This window comes from Fibrobacter sp. (genome assembly GCF_017551775.1).
Lineage (GTDB): Bacteria > Fibrobacterota > Fibrobacteria > Fibrobacterales > Fibrobacteraceae > Fibrobacter.
Genome location: NZ_JAFZKX010000079.1, coordinates 64527 through 87875 on the forward strand (window position 1 = coordinate 64527; position 23349 = coordinate 87875).

At 54.4% G+C, this 23349-nt stretch carries 23 protein-coding genes and 2 tRNA genes; 11 read left to right on the plus strand and 14 right to left on the minus strand.

The features are described from left to right. Positions 1–134: 134 nt before the first annotated feature. The 4 genes from serC to IK012_RS09675 form a co-directional block, all read right to left on the minus strand. A complete protein-coding gene (gene serC / locus IK012_RS09660; RefSeq protein ID WP_290953728.1) occupies positions 135–1241 on the minus strand; it encodes a 3-phosphoserine/phosphohydroxythreonine transaminase in 1107 nt (368 codons plus the stop codon). Positions 1242–1369: 128 nt separating this feature from the next. Beyond that, the gene (locus tag IK012_RS09665; protein WP_290953731.1) at positions 1370–2128 is read right to left on the minus strand and encodes an EI24 domain-containing protein; all 759 of its coding nucleotides are present in this window, start codon (positions 2126–2128) and stop codon (positions 1370–1372) included. 103 nt (positions 2129–2231) lie between these two features. After that, a complete protein-coding gene (locus tag IK012_RS09670) occupies positions 2232–2756 on the minus strand; it encodes a hypothetical protein (RefSeq protein ID WP_173379807.1) in 525 nt (174 codons plus the stop codon). Positions 2757–2865: 109 nt separating this feature from the next. After that, a complete protein-coding gene (locus tag IK012_RS09675; RefSeq protein WP_173379808.1) occupies positions 2866–3252 on the minus strand; it encodes a hypothetical protein in 387 nt (128 codons plus the stop codon). A gap of 185 nt (positions 3253–3437) precedes the next feature. Here IK012_RS09675 and IK012_RS09680 point away from each other — a divergent pair. After that, positions 3438–3511 (plus strand) — tRNA-Arg (locus tag IK012_RS09680). 288 nt (positions 3512–3799) lie between these two features. On the opposite strand, the gene IK012_RS09685 is transcribed toward IK012_RS09680, so the two are convergent. Further along, positions 3800–4342 carry a TlpA disulfide reductase family protein gene (locus IK012_RS09685; RefSeq protein ID WP_173379809.1) on the minus strand — a complete coding sequence of 181 codons (543 nt, stop codon included), beginning with the start codon at positions 4340–4342 and terminating at the stop codon, positions 3800–3802. A gap of 194 nt (positions 4343–4536) precedes the next feature. On the opposite strand from IK012_RS09685, the gene IK012_RS09690 reads away from it, so the two are divergent. The 4 genes from IK012_RS09690 to IK012_RS09705 all read left to right on the plus strand — a co-directional run bounded on the left by IK012_RS09690 (position 4537) and on the right by IK012_RS09705 (position 8485). Further along, entirely contained in the window at positions 4537–5667 is a 1131-nt protein-coding gene (locus IK012_RS09690; RefSeq protein WP_290953739.1) for a fibrobacter succinogenes major paralogous domain-containing protein, read from the plus strand. 14 nt (positions 5668–5681) lie between these two features. Next, entirely contained in the window at positions 5682–6305 is a 624-nt protein-coding gene (locus tag IK012_RS09695; RefSeq protein ID WP_290953742.1) for a fibrobacter succinogenes major paralogous domain-containing protein, read from the plus strand. 439 nt (positions 6306–6744) lie between these two features. Further along, positions 6745–7578 carry a hypothetical protein gene (locus IK012_RS09700; RefSeq protein ID WP_173344295.1) on the plus strand — a complete coding sequence of 278 codons (834 nt, stop codon included), beginning with the start codon at positions 6745–6747 and terminating at the stop codon, positions 7576–7578. Positions 7579–7810: 232 nt separating this feature from the next. After that, complete coding sequence (locus IK012_RS09705) at positions 7811–8485, plus strand: fibrobacter succinogenes major paralogous domain-containing protein (protein ID WP_290953746.1); 675 nt, start codon at positions 7811–7813, stop codon at positions 8483–8485. A 6-nt stretch (positions 8486–8491) separates the two neighbouring features. Here IK012_RS09705 and IK012_RS09710 read toward each other — a convergent pair whose 3' ends face one another. From IK012_RS09710 to mraY, 7 genes are all read right to left on the minus strand, one after another. Next, positions 8492–9265, minus strand: a complete 774-nt coding sequence (locus IK012_RS09710; RefSeq protein ID WP_290953749.1) for a hypothetical protein — start codon at positions 9263–9265, stop codon at positions 8492–8494. A 59-nt stretch (positions 9266–9324) separates the two neighbouring features. Then, entirely contained in the window at positions 9325–9513 is a 189-nt protein-coding gene (locus IK012_RS09715) for a hypothetical protein (protein WP_290953752.1), read from the minus strand. Positions 9514–9785: 272 nt separating this feature from the next. Continuing rightward, positions 9786–9859, minus strand: a tRNA-Pro gene (locus IK012_RS09720). An 81-nt stretch (positions 9860–9940) separates the two neighbouring features. Beyond that, complete coding sequence (locus tag IK012_RS09725) at positions 9941–10432, minus strand: Smr/MutS family protein (RefSeq protein ID WP_290953754.1); 492 nt, start codon at positions 10430–10432, stop codon at positions 9941–9943. A gap of 198 nt (positions 10433–10630) precedes the next feature. After that, the gene (locus IK012_RS09730; protein ID WP_290953757.1) at positions 10631–11533 is read right to left on the minus strand and encodes a lauroyl acyltransferase; all 903 of its coding nucleotides are present in this window, start codon (positions 11531–11533) and stop codon (positions 10631–10633) included. Between the two features lie 84 nt (positions 11534–11617). Then, a complete protein-coding gene (locus tag IK012_RS09735; protein ID WP_290953759.1) occupies positions 11618–12958 on the minus strand; it encodes a UDPGP type 1 family protein in 1341 nt (446 codons plus the stop codon). A 1-nt stretch (position 12959) separates the two neighbouring features. Then, positions 12960–14108: a phospho-N-acetylmuramoyl-pentapeptide-transferase gene (gene mraY / locus IK012_RS09740; RefSeq protein ID WP_290953762.1), complete on the minus strand. Its 1149-nt coding sequence runs from the start codon at positions 14106–14108 to the stop codon at positions 12960–12962. A gap of 238 nt (positions 14109–14346) precedes the next feature. Here mraY and IK012_RS09745 point away from each other — a divergent pair, with 238 nt between their 5' ends. Together IK012_RS09745 and IK012_RS09750 are read left to right on the plus strand one after the other, a co-directional pair. Then, a complete protein-coding gene (locus IK012_RS09745; protein ID WP_173379820.1) occupies positions 14347–14730 on the plus strand; it encodes a hypothetical protein in 384 nt (127 codons plus the stop codon). Between the two features lie 24 nt (positions 14731–14754). Next, a complete protein-coding gene (locus IK012_RS09750; protein ID WP_290953765.1) occupies positions 14755–15393 on the plus strand; it encodes a LysE family translocator in 639 nt (212 codons plus the stop codon). 28 nt (positions 15394–15421) lie between these two features. On the opposite strand, the gene IK012_RS09755 is transcribed toward IK012_RS09750, so the two are convergent. Next, complete coding sequence (locus IK012_RS09755) at positions 15422–16381, minus strand: bifunctional oligoribonuclease/PAP phosphatase NrnA (protein ID WP_290953768.1); 960 nt, start codon at positions 16379–16381, stop codon at positions 15422–15424. Between the two features lie 235 nt (positions 16382–16616). On the opposite strand from IK012_RS09755, the gene rpsO reads away from it, so the two are divergent. Further along, positions 16617–16889, plus strand: a complete 273-nt coding sequence (gene rpsO, locus IK012_RS09760) for a 30S ribosomal protein S15 (protein WP_072810239.1) — start codon at positions 16617–16619, stop codon at positions 16887–16889. Between the two features lie 22 nt (positions 16890–16911). Continuing rightward, complete coding sequence (gene pnp, locus IK012_RS09765; protein ID WP_290953771.1) at positions 16912–19188, plus strand: polyribonucleotide nucleotidyltransferase; 2277 nt, start codon at positions 16912–16914, stop codon at positions 19186–19188. A 96-nt stretch (positions 19189–19284) separates the two neighbouring features. Here the strand turns inward: pnp and IK012_RS09770 are convergent, their stop codons facing one another. Further along, positions 19285–20058, minus strand: coding sequence for a glycosyltransferase family 32 protein (locus tag IK012_RS09770; protein ID WP_367273788.1), 774 nt, complete (start codon positions 20056–20058; stop codon positions 19285–19287). 91 nt (positions 20059–20149) lie between these two features. On the opposite strand from IK012_RS09770, the gene ispG reads away from it, so the two are divergent. Both ispG and IK012_RS09780 read left to right on the plus strand, forming a co-directional pair. Beyond that, entirely contained in the window at positions 20150–21889 is a 1740-nt protein-coding gene (ispG, locus tag IK012_RS09775; RefSeq protein ID WP_290953777.1) for a (E)-4-hydroxy-3-methylbut-2-enyl-diphosphate synthase, read from the plus strand. A 126-nt stretch (positions 21890–22015) separates the two neighbouring features. After that, positions 22016–23182: a phosphoglycerate dehydrogenase gene (locus IK012_RS09780; RefSeq protein ID WP_290953780.1), complete on the plus strand. Its 1167-nt coding sequence runs from the start codon at positions 22016–22018 to the stop codon at positions 23180–23182. The last annotated feature ends 167 nt before the right edge of the window (positions 23183–23349 follow it).

Sequence of the window (23349 nt, forward strand, 5' to 3'; positions counted from 1 at the left end):
ACCTTCGTCAGCATGACGGCAGGGTGACGGTTTGCATGACGTTGAAAAAAGCCTCCGCAAATGCGGAGGCCTTTAAAATGCTTTGTGGATCCTTCGACTTCATGCCTTGCGGCATTCCGCTCAGGATGATACTCTTAACCGAGCACCTTTTTCTCGAAGTCGCCGAGGCAGTCGACGAGGGCCTGAACGCCTTCGACCGGCATCGCGTTGTAGATGGAAGCGCGGAAGCCGCCGACGGAGCGGTGACCCTTGAGCTGCTGGAGGCCGCGGTTCTTGGCGAACTCGAGGAATTCCTTGGCGAGATCGTCAGCCTTGTCAGCTGCAACGACGTCCTTGTTGAACACGAACGGAACGTTCATGATAGAACGGTCTTCCTTGGCAGCGGTACCGACGAACACCTTGGAGTTGTCGAGGGCGCTGTAAAGGAGAGCGGCCTTGGAACGGTTCACCTTTTCGATGGCTTCGACACCGCCGAATTCCTTGAGCCACTTGAGCGTGCGGTTCATGACGTACACGGCGAATACCGGAGGCGTGTTGAACATGTTCTGAGCGTCGATGTGGGTCTGGAAGTTGAGCATGGTCGGGATGGTGCGGTTCACCTTGCCGAGCAAGTCCTTGCGGATGATGGTCACGGTCACGCCAGCGCAGCTGATGTTCTTCTGCGCACCGCCGTACACAACGCCGAAGTCAGAGACGTTAATCTTGCGGGCGAGGAAGTCGGAGCTCACGTCGGCCATGAGGAAGCCGGACTTCGGCTTCGGGAAGTTGTGCCATTCGGTACCGTAGATGGTGTTGTTGGCAGTCACGTGGAGGTACGTGGCGTTGTCGCTCAAGTCGAGGTTCTTGTCGATGCGGCTGTAGATTTCGGACTTGGTGTCGCAAGCAACGTGTGCGTTACCGAACTGCTTGGCTTCCTTGTAAGCCTTGTTTGCCCAAACGCCGGTCAGAGCGTAGTCGGCCGTGGCGTTCTGGTCGAGGAAGTTCATCGGGAGCATGCAGAACAGGAGGGAGCAGCCACCGCCGAGGAACACGATGTCGTAGTTCTCGGGGATGCCCATGAGGTCGCGGAGGAACTGTTCGGTTTCGGCGAACATGTTTTCGATCGGCTTTGAACGGTGACTCATGGAGAGAATACTGATGCCGCTATTTGCGTAGTCGATGCATGCAGCAGATGCTTCCTTGAGTGCTTGTTCGGGCAGGACGGACGGGCCTGCGCTAAAGTTGTAGACTTTGTTTGCCATGGTTGTGTTCCTTTTAGTTTTGCCCTAGATTGGGGCCAATAATTACGGGCGTAAAAATAGCAAATTACGGCCTGTTCGGCTATATTGAATGCTATAAATAATTTTGATGGATGGCTGTTGCGGAGCGGTCACTCTTGCGCTTTTAGTTCAATCTGCGAGATTGTCGCGGCGACGGCCGAAACGCCCCCGATGAACGCAGCGATGAATGTCCCGCAGAACAGGTACAGCGGCAGCGAATACACGGCCCCGTTCGTGATGGCCAGGTACTTCAGCTTGGCTGTCCCCTTGGAGCTTTCCTTGACTGAATAGCGCCAGCGCTCGAAGGAGTAGTCCATGAAGCCGCTCCCGAAGTAGTAGGCGTTTATGACGAAGATGAGGCAAATCGAGGCGACGCTCCCGATGACGGGGATGAGGTTCAGGAGCAGGCACAGCGCCGTCAGCAACAACTGCTTCGCCGTGTTCCTGAGGGCGATGAGGAGCGCCCTCCAGATGTCCTTCAGGGTCTGCTTCGCATCGAAAGGATATTCCTTCCCGGTGAGGATGGTCTCGGTCTTTTCGGAGAGCATCGTGTATATCGGCGACATCAGGACGATCACGATGGTCCCGCCGATGAATACGAACACGATGAAGAATATTATGGGGAGAACGATTTTTATGGCGACCATCGCGGCCTGTATCCAGCCGTTCATGTTTTCGGTGTGGCGCTCTATGATGCCGTTGATCCAGTCGCCGACTCCGACGCCCGAAAAAATGAGCGCAAAGACCACGATGATGTTGAGGACGACGGGCAGCACAAGATACTTGCCGAGCTTGTTGGCCCATATCAGGCGGATCGCCTTGGGGTAGGAGAGGAGTCCGCTTTTTATTTGTTCCTTTGTACGAATCATTTTCCCTTCCATGAAAAAAGCCTCGCGTAGACGAGGCTGCGTTGTCACCCGCGACATTCCGGCTTGCTCATGGCAGGCCGGGTCGGGATATTTTCCTGTAGAATTATGCGCTGAGGGCCTGGATGGCGGCCTGGTACTTCTTGAGACGGAACTTCGTCTTGAGTTCGCGACGTTCCTGGCGCTTGATGTATTTGTCTTCCAGCAGCACGTTCAAGATGGCGCTCTTGGCCTTAGCGGCGAGCGGGTTGCTCTTGAGCGTTTCGACGAAGCGGACGAAGTCCTTCTCGCGGGCCTCGTAGGTGGCTTCTTCGGCGGGGACGCCCTGCGCCATGAGGTTGCAGCTGTATTCGTCGATCCAGCCCTGGTTCTTGTGGTAAGTCATCTTTTCGATAAGGTCGACTACGTCTCCAGGAACGCCCATCTGGACGATTTCTTCGGCGGATTTCTTGGTGCCGCCGGTGGTGAGGTCTTGCAGGATGGCGAGGGTCTGTACTTCTTCGGGCTCGCCCTTGTCCTTCAGGTAGTCGGCAACGTTTTTCAAAAAGTCAATGTAAGGACCGCCCGCCTTGTCCGTCTGGTTCTTGTGGACTTCGGCTGCGATCTTGTAGGCTTCTGCGAAAGAGAGCATATTTATTCCTTGTTGTTATAAACTTTTGTGGCCAGTCGGGCCTCTAGGGAGAATATATAAAACAAACTCGAGGGATGTAGGCCTTTTTTTCCAGAATATGGAAAAAATATCAGATTTGCTCGGTTTTTAGCGGTTTCCCGGAGAAAGTCTTGATAAAGGTCTCGCTGGTCGTGTATTCGTGCCAGTTTTCGGGCGTTTTTCCGGTGCTTACGAAGTCGGAAATGTCCTCGATGGAGCCGGCAAGCCCGCCCTGTTCCTGGAGGGGCTCGTTTGACGTTGTTCGTGACTTGCACAGCTCGAGTGCCGTCTTCAGGACTTCGGCGTTGCGCAGGAACTTGATCTCGGAACAGAGGTCCGAATGCGAACCGTCTTCGGTACTGGATAGAAGCTCCGAAATTTTCTCGAGTACTTTGGTCTGGGCCTGCAGGGCGTCGGTCTGCGCCTGCATCTGGCTCTGGAGCATGGACGTGAATTTTTCGAACTGTTCATCGGTCATGCGAAAGTCCTTTTGAATAAGGTTCTTCCTTTAATATAGCATAAAAAAGGGGGCGGGGATAACTATGCGAATATTCTTTGAGAGAAAGGTGACGAAGCACACTTTGCCTGTGTCGTCTAGGATTTGCTTTGGTTTACGAAAATCGTTGCAGAAATCTGTATTTTTTTTTATATTAGCACCCGCACGCTCGAGTAGCTCAGTTGGATAGAGCAATTGCCTTCTAAGCAATGGGTCGTGGGTTCGACTCCCGCCTCGAGTACGAAAAAAGGCCCCCCTTGCGGGGCCTTTTTTTCGTACTGATGGCGCAACAGGAGAAACCATGTTCGACTACGGCACAAGGCGAGTGATGCGACGGCAAGCTTGCTTGCCGGCATATCCGAGCCGAAGCCGGAGCTACACCGCGTAGCGGTGTAGCCTCCCGCCTCGAGTATAAAATATCCCGATGCCTTTAGGCGCTGGGGCATTTTATTTTATGCAGGTCGAACCCACGATGGAATAAAAAAGAAGAGGTCCCGAAGGAACCTCTTTTTGCATAATGTCGTACAAGCTATTTCTTTATCTTGTTGAGCATCGTCCGGAGGTGGTTCATGTGCGCTTCGTCGAGCGACTCGTAGCGGTAGAACGAGCCGTCGGGCTGGACGAGGTAGAGAACCGGGACGTAACCATTGCCGTAGGTCGGGCCGAACTTTTGCGAGCCGTCCTGGAATACCGGTATGACGACCTTGAACTGGTCGATGAACATGCGGATGTCGTTCTTCTTGATGTTGCCGCCGATGGCGATGGCGATGCCCGTGACTCCGGCGGATTCATATTCCTTCATGACTCCCTGCACTTCGGGGAAGTGCTTCTGGCAGTGCGGGCACTTGGGGCTGAAGTAGTAGATGATCAGGGGACGCTTGGCAAAGTGGCTGAACAGGATGCCCGGATCGCTCACGCCAGTGAGCGGGAGGCTGAAGTCCATCTTCATGGGGGCGCCAGCGGAATCCTGCATGAGCGGGACGTCTGCCGACTGCGGTTCGGGGGCAAGCTGAGCACAGGCCACTGTCGCGGCAATAGTCAAAAACGCGAGAAAACGTGTTGCAAAGCGCATAACAAAAAAACTCCTAGATGGGAAACCCGTTTTATTTGGTTTCCACGCCTTGTAAAATATCAAAAAAAAACGGGGAAAGTGTCACGAAATTGCAAAAAAAAGCGTTTTTGCCCAAGAAAAGGGATTTTAATCACATTTTTGGAGGGTCTGCGGATGAAAAAATATATAATTGAACAGAGGTAAAGGATTTTGTTATGAAGAATAGGCTTCTTTTCATCTTGGTAGCACTTTTGGCGGTCTCTGGTTTTGCGGCGACGCAAGGATCCTTGGTTGACAAGCGCGACGGGAAAAAATATAAGACAGTAAAAATTGGCGACCAGACCTGGATGGCGGAGAACCTGAACTACAAGATGCAGGATAGCTATTGCTATAGTGACGATGAATCAAATTGCAAAAAGTACGGCCGCTTGTACACTTGGAAGGCTGCGCTATATGCTTGCCCTGTAGGTTGGCATTTGCCGGGCAATATTGATTTTAAAGCATTGTACGAATCTGTCGGCGGTAAACAGGTCGCTGGCAAAAAATTAAAGACCAAGGAAGGCTGGAACAAGAACGGCAACGGCACGGATGATTTCGGATTCTCGGCGCTCCCTGCTGGCGCTAAGGACAACAATGGGCGTTACATCGTTGAGGGCTACCTCACGCTCTTCTGGGGTTCTATGGAGAAAGATTGCGACAAAGCGTTCGGCTTGCTGTTGAACTTTGGCGCCGACAGTGTGAACCTGGAATCCGGCAGTAAGGACTTCAGGTGGTCGGTCCGTTGTATAAAGGACGAAACTGTTGTTCCTGCAACCGAAGTGACCGTGGACTCGGTGACTGATTCTCGCGATGGTCAAACCTACAAGACTCTTAAAATCGGTACGCAGACTTGGATGGCGAAGAACCTGAACTACAAAGCGGACTCTAGCTTCTGCTACGACAATGAGGAAAGCAACTGTGCCAAGTACGGTCGCTTTTATACATGGCAAACTGCTTTAAAGGCTTGTCCGAGCGGTTGGCACTTGCCGAGTAAGGCAGAATTTGAAACATTGATCGGATCTGTTGGCGATAAGCTGGTCGCAGGCAGATATTTTAAGTCCAAGGAAGGCTGGAACTATAGCGGCAACGGCACGGATTCTTTCGGGTTCTCGGTACTCCCTGCTGGCTATACGGACGACAAAGGAAAATCTGGCCAGGAGGGCTTTAGCGCGGTCTTCTGGAGTTCGGCCGAGAACAATAGCAGCAAGGCATACTACATGAGCTTGAGCTGCTTCGGCCTCAATGCGACCCTGAGCGGCGACGGCAGTAAGAACATCGCGTTCTCGGTGCGCTGTGTGAAGGACTAGTTTGAAGAGGTTTTATGAAACGACTGGCTTTGACCCTGGTTCTCGTGGTTGTGTTCTGTGCGGAGGGAGCCTTCGCAGCCCCGAAAAAGGGAACCATGACAGACGCCCGCGACGGCGAGTCGTACCAGACTGTAAGGATTGGTAAACAGATTTGGACGGCAGAGAATCTGAAGGTGAAAATCGAGGGTAGCTGGTGCTACGAGGATAAGGAATCGAGCTGTCAGAAATACGGTTGGCTCTATAACTGGGACGCGGCAAAAGTTGCCTGCTCCGTAGGCTGGCACTTGCCCAGCAAAGAGGAATTCGAAATTTTGTTTAAGTTCGTGGGCGGGGCTCAGGAAGATGCTTGGAAATGGGAAAATGCGGGGAAAATGCTGAAGTCCACCAACGGATGGAATGAATATGAAGGAAAAGATGGCAATGGTAATGATGCTTTCGGGTTCTCGGCGCTCCCTGCTGGCTACAGGAATGGCAATGGGAATTTCAACAACGAGGGCAACCGCGCGTACTTCTGGAGTTCTACAGAGAGCGTTAGCGGCAGCGCGTACTACATGGGCTTGGACTTCAGCAAAGACGATGCGTTCCTGAACAGCTTCTATAAGACCCACGGGTTCTCGGTGCGCTGTGTGAAGGACTAGGGGCGTTTTTTCGGTCGTTGGGGTGGCATTTTCACAAAAATGGGTACCAAGTGGGGGTGTTGATGCTGTTTTGGTACCCAATTTTTAGAACAAAGTAATCAATTTGAGGCGCATGTTGGGGTAAAATGTGCGCAAAACAGCTTCGGCTGGGTACCAAAATGCTGCTTTTGTGTTGTTTGGTACCCACTTGCGGGCAAGTTTCGCTCGCCTGCGACTGAAAAATGTTTGTTGCGTTGCAGATAAACTAAAATTTTGGGTACCAAATGGTGTGACTTTGGGTGCTTTGGTCCCCATTTTTGCGCATTTCACGAATTTTCGCCTTCAAAAGTAGCCTCCACGCCCTGCTTTTTTGTATTTTGCCCGGTAGCAAGCCCCACGCTTGCTGTGTCGCGATGCGAATGCTCGCCTTTTTTATATATGTAGTTTCCACCTATGCTACATGAACAACCTGGAAATCCTTCCACCTGATGAACTGCAACGGCATTTGCAGTTGCAATCCGAAAAACTCTACTCCGCCATAACCCGCCTGCGGGCGCATCTCGCGAAATTGCCACCGGGCCGCATCCGCATGGCACGCCGCGGGAACGGAATCCGCTTCTACCACGTGACGGACCCGAAAACTCCCGGCGGCACGTATATCCCGCGATGCGAGGAATCCATCGTGGCGAAATTGGTCCAGAAGGATTACGAAAAGTCGGCCTTGACCGAAATGGAACGGCGCCTGGAACTTGTCAACGAGTTTATTGCAGAGTTCCGCCCGCAGGTCCTTGGCGAAATCTACGACGGAATGCCGGAGTGCCGCCGGGCGTTTGTCGACCCGGTGCAACTTTCTGACGAGGAATACGCCAAGCGCTGGCTCGCAGTCCCGTACAGGGGCAAGCCCTTTGCCGCTGACCAGCCGGAATTTACGACCGCCCGAGGCGAGCGCGTGCGCTCCAAGTCCGAGGTCATCATCGCGGATACGCTTTCCCGAATGGGAATCCCTTACCGCTACGAATTTCCCCTGAAGTTGAAATTGCCGCGGGGGAAGGGCACGACGAACTTTTTCCCGGACTTCACTTGCCTCAACCTGCGCACGCGCGAGGAATACCTGTGGGAGCATTTCGGCATGATGGACGACCCGGAATACGCCCTCAACGCCATGGGAAAACTCGACGTCTACGAGAAGAATGGAATTTTTCTGGGGAAACGCTTGATTGTCTCGCGCGAGACGGTGGAAAACCCGTTGAACGTGAAGCGAATCCAGAACCTAGCCGAAGAATACTTGCTTTGAAGAGTGCTGGTTGGGGCGTGCCTACCTATAAAAACGACAGAAACGCAAAAACGTTACCTTTTGGCCGTTTTTTTTCGCGGACTCGCGGAAAGGAAATTTGCTTTTTGTAAAAATTATATAGATTGAAGAAAAATCCTTTGCAAAGAGGTGCTTTATGGCATTTAAGAAAGTCGAAAGGCGTCTTTTCGGACGCAAACAATCTCCCAGGAGCCACGTAGTGGCGATAGGGGCCATGTTTCTTTTCCTTGCGGCCTGTGGCGACGACAGCAGTTTCAACGGCCCGAGCGATAACGGGCCGGTTGAGGTGAAGAGTGGAACAATGACCGACTCCCGCGATGGTCAGACCTACAAGACTGTGACGATTGGCTCGCAGACGTGGATGGCAGAAAACCTCAACTACGAAACGGACTTCAGTTTCTGCTATAATTACGAGGAAACTAACTGCGCCAAGTACGGAAGGCTTTACAGTTGGGCTGCGGCGGTAGGTAAGTCGGAAAGCGAATGTGGCCCTGCCTATATATGCTCTCTGCCGTCAGGAAACATTCAGGGTGTATGTCCCAATGGCTGGCATCTGCCGAGCAAGGTCGAATGGGAAACTTTGTTCAACGCAGTCGGTGGACCATCGACGGCAGGCAGGGTGCTCAAGTCCACATCCGGATGGAATAGTAGTGGCAACGGTACGGATGCTTTCGGGTTCTCGGCGCTCCCTGCTGGCTACAGGATCGGCGGCTACAGGATCGGCAATGAGGGTTACGACGGCGAGGGCGACTACGCGTACTTCTGGAGTTCTACGGAGGACTTTACCGGCTACGCGTACTGCATGTTCTTGGACTTCTACATCGTCGATGCGAACCTGCACGACATCATTAAGAACTACGGGTTCTCGGTTCGTTGTGTGAAGGACTAACGGGGTTTACCTTTTCTTGCCTTTTTGTGGGTTTTGGCTTTTTAGAATATGGATGGTTTTCTCGATAAATTTAAGAAAATTTGAAGTGCCTTTAATGGCGTCGGTTTCTTCTTTCCAAGCGGTGCTGTCATATGCCCATGGTGCAACGTGATTTTCTAAATCCCTTAATTCTTGTGGCTTGTTGCTTAAGTATTCTGCGCATTGTGCATATGCTATGTCTGCGTATGCTTTGGGTGAAATATTTTCGTTTTCTCGTATATATGCTTCCAAAGGATTGTTTATTTGTTCGTTGACGTATGCAAGAATTTTTTGTGAAATGCAGTTGCACATATCAGGACTTTCCATGTTCGTGCATTGCCGCATGAAATCTTGATAATCTTTTTCGGTGAATTGTAATTCCTTGATTTCTTCCTTTTTTATGGCATAAAGGAGATTGCCTATAAAAACAAAGTCTTTTTCGGTCCATGTTTTTTCAATGCGATTGTCGTCAATGCATTCGACCATCGCTCCATCAGTGTATGTTTTGGGCCGAATGCTGTAGTCCTTCTGGAAATCTGCGGTTGGTGGATGATTTAATCTTTCATCAAAGTGTTGTCTAGTAAATTCAAGCATGCAATTACATTCTTGAGGGGTAAGCCTGCTTGTACAGCCATGCATGAAGTTTTGTTGGGTCTTTTTTGAGAAATTGTACTTGCCGGTTCTGCTTGATGATGTTTCGTTCGCCTGTGCAGAGGCGACTATGATGAGCAATGTAAGCAGAAAGAGCTTTATGGAAGACATAATTCAAATATATACTAAATAAATGACTCAATTCATTAACAGAATAGCGAGATGGACGCCTACGGCGTCCGCGGCTTCGGCTCGGTCATGTCGGCAAGCAAGCTTGACGTCGCGACACTCGCCTTGCACGCTTTTGCCAAAACGTGCACTTCGTTTACGTTTTGCCCTTCGGGCTTGCCGTGCTGCGCACGGTCAAGGCCTCCCGCGTCGCGTTTCACTTCGTTCCGCTCCGCGGTAGTCGAACTCACGACTACGTCGCTCGTCCGGAATCTCTCGCTATTCCGGATATAAAAAGAAAACCACCCTGATGGGTGGTTTTTCTTTTTATCGGAATAGCGAGATAAGACAAAAGTTTCACGGTGTTCAACTTTTGCCCTTCGGGTTACGCCTTGCGGCGTAATCTCTAAATCGCCTAAATTCACTGCGTTCAAATGGCGATTTAGTCGAACTCACTTCGTGAGTTCTCATCTCGCGTATAATTCCGATACGAAAAAAGCACCCACAAGGGGTGCTTTTCGTATCGGAATAGCGAGATTCGAACTCACGACCTCTTGCTCCCGAAGCAAGCGCTCTACCAGGCTGAGCTATATTCCGGATTGGTGGGCACAATTATAGATAAAAAGTGGAACTTTTTAAAGGGGTCGGGGGCGAAAAAATTGAAAAATTGTGCAAAATTTACCTTTTACGGACGGTTTTTGCGGGCTTTTTGGGGCTGGGACGTGTCGGGGTGTCGCTGTTGGCGGGTTTTCCGATGATCATGATGCTTGAACCGGCGTTGTCGGGCTCGACTTTGTACAGGCGGATGCGGTTGCTCCATTCGGACCGGACCTTGCGGTCAATGATGCGTTTTACGTTCCCGTAGCTGGGGTTTCCGCCGCCGTGGATGACCCTGAGGACTTTCAGGCCGGCGATGGTGAGGTCATCGATGCGCCGCTCGACGGCTTCTGCGGCTTCGTCGGCGGTCATGCCGTGCAGGTCGATTTCGTCTTCGGGCATGGGCAGGTCCCAGGCGGCAGGGTTGCGGCGCATCTTGCGTCCGCGCGCAAGGCGTGCGGGGCGCTGCACGGCGGCGTTTTCCGCATCGACGCGCATCTGCTCGTCCTTGTCTTCCATGCGGTGGTTCATGATCCACTGCATCTGGAATTCTTCTTCTGCGTTCAAAACCATCTCAAACCTCAGCCCAAATATAGGCATTTATAGCCATCGATAAACAGATTTAATTTAGAATATAAACGTTTGATAATTACAAAAAACAGCTACTACCTGGGAGGCGTCGGCCACAACCTGACAAGGCGAGTGCCGCAGCCATACTTGTATGGCTATGGCCGAGCCGTAAGGTTGGCGCTTGCGCCAGGATGGGGAGAATTAAGAACGGGTAATAAAATTCCCGTGGTAATTCCAGCTCCACTGGTCGGGGTGTTCCGCTATCCATTTTTCGACTTCGCTTGCGATATCTGCGGTGAGGTCACGCCCCTCAGCCTCGTAGTGCGGCGGGAAGTACTTCTCGAAGCGGATGACGATGCGCTGTTTGCGGTGCGGCTTGCGCTTGTCGCTTTCCTCGATAAACGTGCGGAAGATGACGATGCCCGCTCCCATGCTGTTGATCTTTTGCGGGAGCCTCAGATACATCGTGGTCGGTCTTCCGAAAAGCGTGACGGTGTTGCCCTTGGTGTTTTTGCCTTGGTCGAAAACCATCGCGAGGATGCCCTTGGTGCGGAACAGTTCGCGGATGAGTTTTCCGGTTTCTTCGGGGTGGTATTCGGTGAGGTGCGGGTCGCTGCGCAGTTCCTTGAGAACGTCGCGGAATGCGGTGTCGCCGACGGAATCGGTGATGAGATGTACGTGATCGCTATAGCGGCAGAGGGCGCGGTGCATCAGTTCGAAGGCGCCTTGGTGGATGCTGATGCCGGCGATGGGCATGCCGATTTTCGCACATTCGGCGACGGCGTCGCGGATGATTTCTTCGTTCTCGTACACGATGCGGTCGGTCGTGCTCCTGATGCGGGCGAGGCCGCGGTACGAATCGAGGGCGTCCCAGAAGATGCCATGGAATACGTCGCGCGCGGTCATTTTTTGCAGCGGCTCGGCGCCGTTTAAACGCGGTGTGCCGTTTAATGTGGCGCCTTTATCCCGCGTCTCTATATATTCCCGTGCTTTATCGAGGTGCTTTTCCACACGGCCGTAGGCGCGCTTGGTGTGGAGCGCCTTGTAGACGGGAAACGCGATGGTAAAAAGGAACGAGTAAAAGAAGTCCGGCAGCCGGAGCAATACGAAGAATAGAAACTTGTATATGCCGAACTTTATTTTGTGCATTGGAATGGTGATGCCGCAACGAGTACAGCGAGACAGATGCTACTGTTCGTCGAATTCCAAGATGTTTCTGCCGAGTTCGCGCTCGAACAGCCTGCGTGTAAGCCCTTCGCCCGAGTAACTGAGCGTGGGGGAGACTTCGTAGAGCTTGTCCGGCTTCACTTCGATGTGTGCCTTGCGGAGCCATTCCTTGTGCAGCTTGCCGATCATGGTACGCGCCGTTTTCGGGGAGTCGTTCCCGTCGGCGTTCTTGACCGGGCTGAATTCCTCTTCGCGGATGACGCCGAAGGGGAGCATGGAACCCAGCAGCGGGAAGGCGTCGAACAGGAACTGTTCGAACTTCCAGCATTTTTCGATGCCGCAGACGGTCTTCCTTGCGGTATGCCACGGGAGCTTGCCGGTCTGTACCTTGCGGAGGGCCGAAATTTTGAACAAGTGAATGGCGATGTTCCCGCCGTCAAATACAAGGCTTCCGTCGGGGTTCGTCATGTCGCGGTAATTCTCGGGAAGGTCGCTGTATTCGACAACGCCGGGCTTTTTGTTCTGGAAGGCGAAAATGCCGACCTTTTCGGATGCGTTTGCCTTGTGCACGACCTTGGAGGCGCTGACGGCCATCCCGTTGTCGGCGAGTGCGCCGATGAATGCTGGGTCGCAAATGCGGCAGAGCGCGTTGTCAACGCTGTAGAGGAACACGTACTGGATTCCCTTCTCTACGAGCCAGGCGAGGGTGCCGCTCTGGGCGAGTGCGCGGAAGCAGCCACCGTTTCCGTCGGGCACGAGGGCGAGCCTGTCGCCGTCAAGCACGGCCTTGCCATCGGGCGTGAGCGCGCAGATGGTTCCCTGCTCGAAGAAGCGGATGTTGTCGCGGTCCATGCCGAAGAAGTTGTGCTCGGTAAAGAAGTTGACGGTCGCCTCGTGGTTCAAGGGGCTCGTCATGATGCACCAGGGAATGGGGTGGCCCACCTGTGCGGCGAGGTTCTGCAAGCGTTCCGCCTGCAATTGGAAAAGGCTCTTGTGGCTCGGGAGCCCGATATCGAACATGCCCTTCGGGCCATCGAACCCGAGGCGCGAACCCTGGCCGCCTGCTACGAGGAATGCGGCCACCTTGCCCTTCCCGAGCAGCATCTCTCCGATTTCTTTCCAGTAGTTGTACTTGAGGTCGTCTTCGGCAATCCTGAACGGCATCGGCTTCAAATCGGCAGACACGTTGTCTTCGAGCGAAGCGTTCGACTTTTCGGTGTAGAGAGCCTTCAGTTCTTCCCAGTCTTGGCTCAGGATGTCGCGTTCGAGGAGCTTGCGCGCCTCCCCGGTCAATGTTTCGAGATGAGCCGTCAACTCCTGCTGGCCGGCAGCGTTCAAAGTTTCAATAATGTCTTTTTCCATACTATCTCAAACCGAAGAATATCACCATGCTCACGATAAGCGCGAAGATGCTTATCAGGTGCATGCGCCACACGATTTTCGAGTTCATCAGGGGCTTGCTCGGGAACTTGCCTTCCCACTTCTTCTGGTAGTGGTGGTGCAGCGGCGCGCAGAGGAATATGCGCTTGCCGGTTCCAGTCGCCTTCTTGGTAATCTTGAACCAGAGAATCTGGAGGAGCACCGAGCAGGCTTCTGCAATGATAATCACGCACACGATGGGGAGGAACAGGCCCGCCTGCACCAGGATGAACATGATGCCGATGGTGGCGCCGAAGCCCACGGAACCCGCGTCGCCCATGTAGATTTCGGCGGGAGGGCTGTTGAACCACAGGTAGGCGAGCAGCGCGCCCGCGATGGACATGGCGATGGGGAAGAGTTCGTCACAGCCGGGCAGGTACGGCACGTGCAGGTAGGTGCTGAAGATGAAGTTGCCGCTCACGTAGGCGACAAGTCCCACGAAAACCATGCTGGTGAGGATGGGCACCGAGACGAGGCTGTCGAGACCGTCGGTAAAGTTGGTGCCGTTAGCGCTTGCCGCAATGACAAACGTCATGAACGCAACAAAAATCCAGTTGGGGAGATGAATCTGGAATACGTCGATGGGGCAGAAGGGAATGGTCAGGTCGCCCTTGAGCTCGGGGATGAACTTGTAGCAGAAAATCGCGACGATCAGGCTGAACAGGAAGTAGAGGAACAGGCGCAGGCTGCTGGAAATGCCGTCGGCCTTGTCCATGTAGTCGGCGGCTTTGAGTTTGCCGAGCTTGATGAGGCGCTTGGCCCTGACTTTCGCGATGTCGTCGATGGCTCCCACGGCGGAGAACGCGGCGAGGATGACCAGCGTGGAAATCGTATAGCCGTTCATCTTGCAGACGAGGAGCGACACGATTTCGACAACCACCACCAGGAGAAGCCCGCCCATGATCGGGGGAGACTTGGTCTTGCCGTCCTTGTCGAAGTCCGAAGTGGCATCGAGCCCCTGCAGGAGGCGGATGTACTTGGGCATGAAGAAGAGTACGAGGATGATAGATAGCATGGCGGCCGCGCCTGCGCGGAAAAGACGGCCATCAAAAAGGTCCATGCTGGTAATGTGGTAAAGCCAATGACAGAGCATAGTGGTCAGCAATATGGGCCGACTTTGTCATTTGGTGCCGCTGAACTATTTGGCAGGAGCTGTTGTGTCATCCTGAGCGGGGAACCAAAGGTTCGAAGTCGGGGGTATAGATAAAAATTACATCAACGAACAGGAAAAAAGGTGAATGCGAGGGGACGCAAAGCAAGAGGGACGTTAAAAAAATAGTTTTTTGTAGCGTCTTTGGCTTGTTGGGGCCGAAATTTCTACATTATGGAACATGAGTGAACTGCGTATCGATTGCCCACACTGTGGATCGACTTTTAACGTGATGCTGGACGGCGAACCCTCGTCCATGATGGTCTTTGCCTGTGCGAAGTGCAAGACTCCGCTGATGCATTGTGCGGGCGTGACCTCGGAACTCGATCGGGACGAATTCACGAAATTGCGCGAACGCCTGAACCGTGTGCTGAATGCGGTCATGAAGCGCGACGGCGAAGTGAGCGAGGTTGCCGCCTCCTTGAAAAAGCTCGTGGAAGAATCAAACGCCCGTGCCGAAGAACGCGGCTCCGAATCTACGCATGCCATATCCGACGAAGCGCTTGCCGAACTGCAGAAGGGGCTTGCGGAAATGGATGTGGACAGTTTCTTGGAAAACCTTTAGGCCGGGACAGCGCTGGAGCGATTAATGCTTGAATTTTTTATAGCAGCCCTCGTGGTGGCTTTGGCTCCCGGGCCGGACAACCTGTTCGTGCTCGCCCAGAGTGCGACCCATGGCGCGAAGGTTGGCTTTTGTGTGATTTGCGGGCTCTGTACCGGAATCGTCATCCAGGTTTGCCTGCTGATTCTCGGCGTGTCGGCCCTGATTGCGGCTAGCCCGGTTGCGTTCTTTGTTCTGCAATGTCTCGGTGCCGCCTATCTGCTTTATCTGGCGTACAAGAGTTTCCAGGTCCGCGCCGGCGTCGTGAAACTGGATGCGGGCAACGCTGCCGAGGATAATGCTGCCGGGGAAGGTGCGGGCCTGTCGTTTCGCAAGCTCTACCCGCGTGGCATCATCATGAACTTGACGAACCCGAAGGCCGTCCTTTTTGCGCTTTCGTTCATTCCGCCGGCAGTCGATTTGAAACGCGACATGGCCCCGACGCTCCAGATGGCGGTTCTCGGCGTGGAATTCATCGTGGCGACCTTCATCGTGTTCGGCTCCATCGCGCTTCTCGCGGGCGCCGTGAAGAAGTTCCTGCTCAATAGCCCGAAGGCGAACCGCAACCTCAACTGGTTCAGCGGCTGCGTATTCGTGCTGCTTGCTTTCGCTCTGTTCTTTGTCTGAAGTCACCCTGAGGACGCTCAGGGTCGGCTTATAGTTGTTTTTCAATCAGTCCCAAAATCTTCTCGATGGCGATTTCGGGCGCTTCGCAGGTGTCGCCGCCAGCGGCACGGGTGTGGCCGCCTCCGCCGAATACGCGGGCGATGGCGTTCACGTCCACCACGTAGTTGCTGCGCAGGCTTATTTTGTACTTGCCGTTCACGGGGTACAGGAACAGGGCCACTTCGGTGCCGCCGACCTCGCGGATGGTGTCGATGACGTTGGAAAGTTCAACCGGCGAGACGTCGAAACGAGCCATGTCTTCGGGGGTGATGTGGGCGTAGACCACTTTACCCCCGAGCCCGAGCTTGCAGTTTTGCATCACGAAGCCGGTCACGAGAGTTTGTTTGTAAGTGCGCGTGTAGTAGGTCTCGTTCACGATTTTTGCGAAGTCGATTCCCTTCTCGATTAAGTCGCCCACGACTTGCATGGTGCGCTTGCCCGTGCTGCTGAATTTGAATGCGCCCGTGTCGTGCACGATTCCGAGATACAGCGAATTGGCGGTCTCTCGGCTCACCTTCGCTTTGTCGAGGTTTACGTAAAGGACTTCGCATGCGGAACTCGCCTCGGGCTCCACGAGGTTCGCTGTGCACAAGTTGAGCGGGTTAGAAATGTGGTGGTCGACGTTTATCGTCTTCTTGGCGGAGCGCAGGCATTCCGCTCCGTTCGCGCCCACGCGCTCGAAACTCGGCGTATCCATGAGGAACACGAGGTCGTAGGGCTTTCCGCCGTTGCTTTCCGCTGTCCATGCTTCACGGGCTTCGCTTGCCCCGCGCAGAATCTTGTAGCTTTCGGGGAACTTTTCGAGGAACAGGTCCGCACGGATTTCAGGAAAGTTGTCTTGGATGTAGTTGAAGATGGCCGTGGTGCTCCCAACGCAGTCGCCGTCGGGGCGGACGTGTCCAAAAATCGCTACGGTCTTGGCTTCGCTCAAAAATTCGTCGATAATCATGCGGTTTTCCTTTTTTTACCTCAATTTAGCAACATTTCCTCTGAAAACACCCTTTTTTCGCCTTTTTTCTCTCGTCTCTCGTCTCTCGTCTCTCGTCTAATATCTATATTTTCCGCCAAATTGCATTTTTGCCTGGGTCCTGTGACCAGATTCGCCAATTCCACTGGTGCAAGAGCAGAGAAACTCGGACAAAAACATGTAATGAAACAACAATCAAAAAAAAGGAATGGCTATAATGGCTACTATCACTAAGGAAAAAGCTGCAGAACTCACCGCCAAGTTTGGTGCAAACGAAAAGGATACCGGAAACGTCCGCGTCCAGATCGCAATCCTCACTGAAAAGATCAAGAACCTGACGGAACACATCAAGAGCCACAAGAAGGATTTCCACTCCCTCCGCGGTCTGTCTGCCATGGTTGCCAAGCGCCGCAACCTCCTCAAGTACTACGGTGAACAGGATATTCTTGCTCAGCGTGCTCTCATCAAGGAACTCGGTCTCCGCGGCTAATTCTGCGGACTGGAGATAATCTATGTCTATTGACGCATACAAAGCCAAGTACGGCAAGATGCTCGACCCCAAGGAAGTGTCCGTGACGCTTCCCGACGGCCGTGTCATCACGTTCGAAACTGGCCGTATCGCCAAGCAGGCTCGTGGTGCAGCCGTCGCCAAGATGGGCGACGCCTTTGTGCTTTCCACGGTTTGCTACGGCGAAGAAAAAGAAGGCGATTTCTTCCCGCTCACGGTTGAATATCGCGAAAAGGCCTACGCTGCTGGTCGCCTCCCGGGTGGCTACAACAAGCGCGAAGCCGGACGTCCGTCCGACGAAGAAACGCTTTCTGCCCGTATCATCGACCGCCCGATTCGCCCGATGTTCCCCGAGAACTTCACTCGCGAAGTCCAGGTTATCGTGCAGGTTCTTTCTGCTGACCGCAAGTTCGCACCCGACGTGCTCGGCGTGTCTGCGGCCTCCCTCTCCATCGGTCTTTCCGAACTGCCCTTCGAACAGCAGGTTGCCGCCGTGCGCGTTGCCGTGGTCGATGGACAGAACATCGTTATGCCCACCTACGAACAGATGGCCTGCGCCGATCTGGACCTGGTGGTCGCCGGTACCGAAGATTCCGTCTGCATGGTGGAAGGCGGTGCTTACGAAGTTTCCGAAGACACGATGATCAATGCTATTCTCGCTGGTCACGAAGCTATCAAGGCTATGTGCAAGGCCCAACAGGAACTGGTGGACCGCTGCGCCAAGCCGAAGATGGAGCTCAAGCCGCAGCATGTCGGCGAAGCCCACGAAAAGCTTCTCGCCACGGTTAAGGAAGTGGTCTGGGACGAACTGAACAAGGACGTCCACTCCAACATGGTGAAGACCGACTTCTATCCGGCTATGGCAGACCTCTGCGCCAAGATGCTCGAAGATGAACGCATTCTCGCTATCGTCGGCAAGGACGAAGAACAGGATGCCGCTCTCGTTGCCGATGCAAAGGCAATCTTCAGCGACTATGAACGCACTGCCATGCGCGAAATGATTCTTAACGAAGACGTTCGTCTCGACGGCCGTCTTACGACCGAAGTCCGCCCGATCGAAATCGAACTCGGCGTTCTCCCGAGCGCTCACGGTTCCGCGATCTTCCAGCGCGGCGAAACCCAGGGTCTCGTGGTCTGCACGCTCGGCTCCAAGGCCGACGAACAGCGCTACGAAAGCCTGCAGGGCGAAGGCTCCAAGAGCTACATGCTGCATTACAACTTCCCGCCGTACAGCGTGGGTGAATGCAAGCGCCTCGGCATGAGCCGCCGCGAAATCGGTCACGGCCACCTCGCCGAACGCTCTCTCGCAGCCGTTCTTCCGCTGCCCGAAGATTTCCCGTACACCATTCGCGTGGTGTCCGAAATCCAGGAATCCAACGGTTCTTCTTCCATGGCCTCTGTTTGCGGTGGCTGCCTCAGCTTGATGGACGCTGGCGTTCCTATCAAGGCTCCGGTTGCAGGTATCGCCATGGGCCTCATCTCCGAAAAGGGCTCCGTCAAGGAAGGCGGCAAGATCAAGATCTTGTCCGACATCACCGGTACGGAAGACCACCTCGGCGATATGGACTTCAAGGTGACTGGTACCGCTGAAGGTATCACCGCCTTCCAGATGGACATCAAGATCCGCGGTATCACTCCGGAACTCATGCGCGAAGCTCTGGAACAGGCCAAGCAGGGCCGTCTCCACATCCTCGGCAAGATGGCTGAACTCGGCCTCGCCGCTCCGCGTCCGAAGGTTTCCGAAAAGGCTCCGACCATGATCAAGATGCGCATCCCGACCACGAAGATCCGTGACGTCATCGGTTCCGGTGGCTCCGTGATCAAGGGCATGCAGTCTCAGACGGGTTGCACCATCAACATCGACGACGATGGCAACATCGATATCGCTGCTCCGTCCGGAAAGGCCGCTGCAGTCTGCCGTCGCATGATCGAAGAACTCACTGCCGAACCCGAACCGGGCCGCAAGTACAAGGGCAAGGTCAAGACGATCCAGCCGTTTGGCGCATTCGTCGAAATCCTCCCGGGCCGCGACGGTCTCGTGCACATCTCCGAACTTGCCGACCACCGCGTCGAAAAGGTCGAAGACGTTGTTCACGTCGGTGACGAAGTCGAAGTGCTCTGCCTCGGTGTCGACCCGAAGGGCAAGGTGAAGCTTTCCATGAAGGCTCTGCTCCCTCCGAAGGCCGCTCCGGCTGCTGAAGCTCCGGCCGCCGCTGAAGCTCCCGCTGCGGAAGTTGCTCCTGAAGCACCCGCTGCTCCTGAAGCTCCGGCTGAAGCGTAATTTCGTTTGTTCGAAATTTGAAAAACGCCTGGCTTAATCGCCGGGCGTTTTTCGTTTATATTAAAAACGGGGAAAAGGGAAGAATCCCTAGTCTCGTTACTTTTTCGAGAAAATTCTCTTGAATGCGGCGCCGATACCGAGGGCCTTGGTGTCGGACCAGAAAGACGTCGGCATGGCGATGAGTTCAGCGATGGGGCGCGGGAACTTCTTGAAGATGTACTGCCTGCGCTTCATGCCGATGCGCACGTTTTCGGGGCGCCAGTTGCTGCCGAAGTGATGGATGCTCACTGTCTCGTCGGCGGTGGTGATTACTCCGTCCAAAAAGCGCTTGGGCGAGAAGTACCATTCGGGCAGGATGTCGAGTCCGTTGAACTTGTCGCAGGCGTTCGCGAGAATCTGCGGCAGCACGAGCTGTTCCACGGTCTCTTCGCTGTATTCGTAGTGGTGCTCGGTGTAGTACCTCAGGGCTTCGCCGATTATCGGGGAACCTTTCTCCGCCCCGAGGAATGACGGCTCGATGCGCTTGGAACCGTTCTCGTATCCGAGAATGTAGTTGCGGTCGAGCAGGTGGTTCGGGGACATCAGGAGCTGCACGTCGGAATCGAGATAGATGCCGCCTTCGGTGTACAGCGCGAACAGGCGGACCGCATCGGCGGCGAACGCCCAGTTACGCTTCTCCATGGCTTCGAGAATCCAGGGAATGCCCGTAGCCTTGGCCTTGCGGTAGTCCCAGAAAATGCAGTTGTAGTCGCCTAAATATTTTTCCCAAGACTCCATGCAGCGTTGAACCTTTTCAGGAAAAGGCTCGTTCGATAACCAGCAATAATGAAATATCTTCGGGATCATATATCTAGCTCCATCTGTACCCATATTTTAACTTTTTTTTTTGAAAAAGGAACAATTTTTTTACAATTTTATCGGGGAAAAAAGCCCGAAAATGAAATTTTGCTAAATTTGGAGTATGACCAAGTTTAGCGAATTCCCATACGTTGCCGACCGCTTTAATGCCGTCCGCAGGGAAACTGTACAAGTCCGCGTTGGCGAGGCTTTGATAGGGGGCAACGCCCCCATTTTAGTTCAGTCCATGACCACCACCAAGCCCAAGGACGTCGAGAAGACCGTTGCCGAGACTTTGGCTTTGGCAGCCGCGGGGTGTGGTCTGGTTCGCATTACCGCTCCGACCTTTGCCGATGCGCAGGGCCTCGAAGAAGTGATGAAGCAGGTCCGCGCTGCGGGCTGCACCGTGCCGGTTTCCGCCGACATCCACTTCCAGCCGAAGGCCGCGTTCGAGGCACTCAAGTGGGTGGAGAAGGTCCGCATCAATCCGGGCAACTTTGTCGACACGGGCATCCTCACGCTCGAGAACCAGACGGACAAGTCGTTCGACGAGGGCAAGGAGAAGGTCGCCGAGGCCTTTACGCCGTTCGTGCAGGAGGCCAAGCGCCTCGGTCGCGCCATCCGCATCGGCGTGAACCACGGCTCGCTCGCTGCCCGCATGATTTACCGCTACGGCGACACGGTGGAAGGCATGGTGGAAAGCGCCATGGAATACCTGGCCGTGTGCGAAGCCGAGCATTTTGACCAAGTTGTTCTAAGTTTGAAGAGCAGCAACCCGCGCGTGGCGATTGCCGCCTACCGCATGCTCGCCGCCCGCATCAAGCAGGAAGGCTTCAAGCCGTATCCGTTCCACGTGGGCGTTACCGAAGCGGGCGCGGGTGCCGACGGGCGCTTGAAGTCGGCCGCAGGTATCGGAGCCCTGTTGCTCGATGGCCTTGCCGATACGATCCGCGTGTCCTTGACCGAAGACCCGGTGGCCGAAGTCCCGGTGGCGCAGGAACTCATCAAGGCTTGCGCTTTGCCTGCCGCTCCGATAGCATACAGCGTGCCCGTTTTCGAGAAGGACCCGTACCATTACGAACGCAGGGAGACAGTTCCTGTCGCTATTTCCGGCGTGGAAATCGGCGGCAGCAGTCCGGTGAAGGTCGGCGTGAAGGCCGATGCGATTGCACTTACCGGCGAACGCCGCAATGCGGAATTTGCCCTCCCGAGCTTGAGCGAAAAGCCGATTGTTGAATTCAAGGATGCGATGGACATCGCCGGTTTCGCTCAGAATCCAGCCTCCGTGCCTGCAGGTTCCGTTTTCTGCTACACCGGCCCGGAGATGGTTTCCGGCGTGCGCGCGTTAACTGCGGCTTTGGATGCCGCCGGTCGCAAAGACCCGATTCTCCTTTATGCGAAAATTGCAGACAACGAAACGGAAACCCTCCGCGTCTCCGCCGACATCGGAAGCCTCGTGACCGACGGTCTTGGCGACGCCGTCGTTATCGACGGCTACAAGGGCGCGAAGGAAAGCGTTCTGCTCGCATTCGACATTTTGCAGGCTGCCTACTGCCGCCGCAGCAAGACGAACTTTATCAGCTGCCCGAGCTGCGGACGTACTTTGTACGACATCCAGCAGGTGATGGGCAAAATCAAGGCCCGCTTTGGCCACCTTTCGGACATCTCCATCGGCATCATGGGCTGCATCGTGAACGGCCCGGGCGAGATGGCGGACGCCGACTTCGGCTACGTGGGCGGTGGCCCCGGCCGCATTACGCTGTTCGAAGGCAAGACCGCGGTCAAGAAGAACATCCCCGAAGAGGACGCCATCGAAGAACTGGTGAACCTCATCAAGGAACGTGGCCGCTGGCAAGAACCTTAGAGAATTGATAATGGATAATTGACAATGAATAATTGTTATAATCGCGGCTACGCCGCCAAATTGAATAATCATCAATCATACATTATCAATCATCAATCATTTTAACATTAACAAAGGACTAAAATCATGGCAACTATTAAGACGATGAACAACATTTCCAAGAAAGGCTTGAGCCTGTTTGGCTCGTTCTACCAGGTTTCCGACTCCGTCGAAAATCCGGATGCCATCTTGGTGCGTTCCGCCCAGGTTGATACCGATAACTTCGACGGCCTTCTCGCCGTCGCCCGCGCCGGTGCTGGCGTTAACAACATTACCATCGACAAGGCTTCCGCGAAGGGCATCTGCGTGTTCAACACTCCGGGTGCAAACGCCAACGCCGTGGCAGAACTCGTGATGACCGTGCTCGGCATGGCCGTGCGTAACGTGGACAAGGCCGCCGCCTGGGTGAAGAACCTCGACACGACCGACCCGGATCTCGCCAAGACCGTCGAAAGCGGCAAGAAGAAGTTCGCCGGCATGGAACTCGCTGGCAAGACGCTCGGCGTCATCGGCCTCGGCAAGATCGGCGTGCTCGTCGCCAACTACGCTCGTTGGAAGAACATGCGTGTGCTCGCTTACGAACCGTATCCGAACGCCGCCAACATGCACGAACTTTCCAACAAGGTCGAAATCGCTACTTTGGACGAAGTCATTGCTAAGTCCGACTTCCTCACCGTGCACGTTCCGTTCATCAAGGGCGTGACCGAGAACCTCCTGAACCGCAAGAACCTCGCCGGCTTCAAGGGCAGCTACATCATGAACTTCGCCCGCGGTGGCATCGTGGAAATGGCCCCGGTCAACGAGATGCTCGCTTCCGGTTCCCTCCAGGGCTACCTCTGCGACTTCCCGGATGCCGACCTCATCAAGAACGACAAGGTGACTTGCTTCCCGCACCTCGGCGCTTCTACCGAAGAAGCCGAAGAAAACTGCGCTGTGATGGCTGTTGAAGAACTGAAGGACTACATCGAATTCGGCTGCGTCCGCAACTCGGTGAACTTCCCGGCCCTCGTCGATCACCCGCACGCTGGCGTCAAGAGCCGCGTCGTGGTCATCAACCAGGACGTTCCGAACATGATTTCCGAAATCACGAAGGTGTTCGGTGCCGAAGGCATCAACATTGCCAGCTTCTCTAACAAGAGCAACGGCAAGATCGGCTACAACCTCGTTGACGTGGAAAGCAAGGTCGAAGACTCTATCGTCGAAAAGCTCTCCAAGCTCGACAAGGTCATCAAGGTCCGCGTGATTCATTTTTAAGACTGCTCGGGCTAGAATCTGACAGTCAAGTTTAGGGCTGGCCCTCGCTCTCACAACCGCCCCCGGTTAACACCCGGGGGCTTGGGGTTCACGGCTCATCTGATGGGGGAGGAATCCCCCTCGCTTCCGCCGCCTTGTGCGCGGTACTTTACGGTTGTCACCCCGGC

What these genes read in the sequence shown, in the direction of transcription:
- serC (WP_290953728.1), bottom strand. Translation starts at nt 1,241, where the DNA reads ATGGCAAACAAAGTCTACAACTTTAGCGCAGGCCCGTCCGTCCTGCCC.
- IK012_RS09665 (WP_290953731.1), bottom strand. Translation starts at nt 2,128, where the DNA reads ATGATTCGTACAAAGGAACAAATAAAAAGCGGACTCCTCTCCTACCCC.
- IK012_RS09670 (WP_173379807.1), bottom strand. Translation starts at nt 2,756, where the DNA reads ATGCTCTCTTTCGCAGAAGCCTACAAGATCGCAGCCGAAGTCCACAAG.
- IK012_RS09675 (WP_173379808.1), bottom strand. Translation starts at nt 3,252, where the DNA reads ATGACCGATGAACAGTTCGAAAAATTCACGTCCATGCTCCAGAGCCAG.
- IK012_RS09685 (WP_173379809.1), bottom strand. Translation starts at nt 4,342, where the DNA reads ATGCGCTTTGCAACACGTTTTCTCGCGTTTTTGACTATTGCCGCGACA.
- IK012_RS09690 (WP_290953739.1), top strand. Translation starts at nt 4,537, where the DNA reads ATGAAGAATAGGCTTCTTTTCATCTTGGTAGCACTTTTGGCGGTCTCT.
- IK012_RS09695 (WP_290953742.1), top strand. Translation starts at nt 5,682, where the DNA reads ATGAAACGACTGGCTTTGACCCTGGTTCTCGTGGTTGTGTTCTGTGCG.
- IK012_RS09700 (WP_173344295.1), top strand. Translation starts at nt 6,745, where the DNA reads ATGAACAACCTGGAAATCCTTCCACCTGATGAACTGCAACGGCATTTG.
- IK012_RS09705 (WP_290953746.1), top strand. Translation starts at nt 7,811, where the DNA reads ATGTTTCTTTTCCTTGCGGCCTGTGGCGACGACAGCAGTTTCAACGGC.
- IK012_RS09710 (WP_290953749.1), bottom strand. Translation starts at nt 9,265, where the DNA reads ATGTCTTCCATAAAGCTCTTTCTGCTTACATTGCTCATCATAGTCGCC.
- IK012_RS09725 (WP_290953754.1), bottom strand. Translation starts at nt 10,432, where the DNA reads ATGGTTTTGAACGCAGAAGAAGAATTCCAGATGCAGTGGATCATGAAC.
- IK012_RS09735 (WP_290953759.1), bottom strand. Translation starts at nt 12,958, where the DNA reads ATGGAAAAAGACATTATTGAAACTTTGAACGCTGCCGGCCAGCAGGAG.
- mraY (WP_290953762.1), bottom strand. Translation starts at nt 14,108, where the DNA reads ATGCTCTGTCATTGGCTTTACCACATTACCAGCATGGACCTTTTTGAT.
- IK012_RS09745 (WP_173379820.1), top strand. Translation starts at nt 14,347, where the DNA reads ATGAGTGAACTGCGTATCGATTGCCCACACTGTGGATCGACTTTTAAC.
- IK012_RS09750 (WP_290953765.1), top strand. Translation starts at nt 14,755, where the DNA reads ATGCTTGAATTTTTTATAGCAGCCCTCGTGGTGGCTTTGGCTCCCGGG.
- IK012_RS09755 (WP_290953768.1), bottom strand. Translation starts at nt 16,381, where the DNA reads ATGATTATCGACGAATTTTTGAGCGAAGCCAAGACCGTAGCGATTTTT.
- rpsO (WP_072810239.1), top strand. Translation starts at nt 16,617, where the DNA reads ATGGCTACTATCACTAAGGAAAAAGCTGCAGAACTCACCGCCAAGTTT.
- pnp (WP_290953771.1), top strand. Translation starts at nt 16,912, where the DNA reads ATGTCTATTGACGCATACAAAGCCAAGTACGGCAAGATGCTCGACCCC.
- IK012_RS09770 (WP_367273788.1), bottom strand. Translation starts at nt 20,058, where the DNA reads ATGGGTACAGATGGAGCTAGATATATGATCCCGAAGATATTTCATTAT.
- ispG (WP_290953777.1), top strand. Translation starts at nt 20,150, where the DNA reads ATGACCAAGTTTAGCGAATTCCCATACGTTGCCGACCGCTTTAATGCC.
- IK012_RS09780 (WP_290953780.1), top strand. Translation starts at nt 22,016, where the DNA reads ATGGCAACTATTAAGACGATGAACAACATTTCCAAGAAAGGCTTGAGC.